This window comes from Rhodococcus sp. NPDC019647, assembly GCF_044389235.1.
Lineage (GTDB): Bacteria > Actinomycetota > Actinomycetes > Mycobacteriales > Mycobacteriaceae > Rhodococcus_F > Rhodococcus_F oxybenzonivorans.
Genome location: NZ_JBIRXS010000085.1, coordinates 1 through 1001, shown reverse-complemented (window position 1 = coordinate 1001; position 1001 = coordinate 1). Strand labels below are relative to the sequence as shown.

Here is a 1001-nt window from a genome sequence, read left to right as displayed (position 1 = left end):
AGGGCGCGCTCGTTCTATCGGTGCCCGCTCGCCGGTTCCTAGGTTGGCAGTGTCCGACACACAACCCGGCGTGAAGAGGAAAAGCACATGAATCGCGAAGACATCGAATTCAAGGGTGAAGGCGACGTCACCCTCCGCGGCTGGTTCTACCCGGCACAGAACACCACCACCCCGGCACCGGTCATCATCCTCGTGCACGGCATGTCCGGCGTGAAAGAAATGCACCTCGACGACTACGCCAACGTCTTCGCCGAAGCCGGCCTCAACGCAATCGCCTACGACCACCAGAACTTCGGCGACAGCGACGGAACCCCCCGCCAAGAACTCGACCCCGTCCTGCAGTACCGCGACATCCGCAACGCGATCAGCTACGCCATCGCCCGCCCCGAGGTCGACGGAAACCGGGTCGGAGTCTGGGGCACCAGCTTCGCCGGCGGACACGCGCTGATGGTCGCCGCGATCGACAAACGAGTCAAGGCAGTCGTCGCCCAGGTACCCTTCGTCTCGGGACCGGAAACCCTGGTCCGACTGCTACGCGGAGACTTCCTCCTCCACGTCCGCGACAACCTCGCCGCCGACCGCGCCAACCGATTCCACGACGGCGCACCCGCGATGCTCCCCGCCGTCTCCCCCGACCCGATGGGGCAGGCCGCAATGCCCCAAACCGACGCCTACGAATGGTTCACCAAAACGGCGGCGCTCCGCGCCCCGAACTGGAAAAACGAAATGACCGCCCGCAGCCTGGAACTGGCCTCCGAATACGACCCCGGCAGCTTCATCACCCAGATCTCCCCCACCCCACTGCTGATGATCGTCGCCAACGAAGACACCTCCACCCCCTACGCACTCGCACTCGACGCCTACGAACGCGCCCGCGAACCCAAACAACTCCTCGTCACACAGGGCGGACACTTCGACTTCTACACCGGCCCCGGCTTCGACCAGGTCTCCACCGCCGCACGCGACCACTTCGTCACCCACCTACGCGCCTGAACGACCCG

The 1001-nt window shown here is 65.1% G+C and carries 1 protein-coding gene; it reads left to right on the top strand.

Translation table 11 applies throughout. The annotated features are described in order from the left end of the window. Nucleotides 1-87 precede the first annotated feature (87 nt). Nucleotides 88-993: an alpha/beta hydrolase gene (locus ACH49N_RS38950; protein WP_159925144.1), complete on the top strand. Its 906-nt coding sequence runs from the start codon at nucleotides 88-90 to the stop codon at nucleotides 991-993. Nucleotides 994-1001: the final 8 nt, after the last annotated feature.

Bases quoted from the DNA above. Each gene is read 5' to 3' on its own strand.
- ACH49N_RS38950 (WP_159925144.1), top strand. From the start codon at position 88: ATGAATCGCGAAGACATCGAATTCAAGGGTGAAGGCGACGTCACCCTC.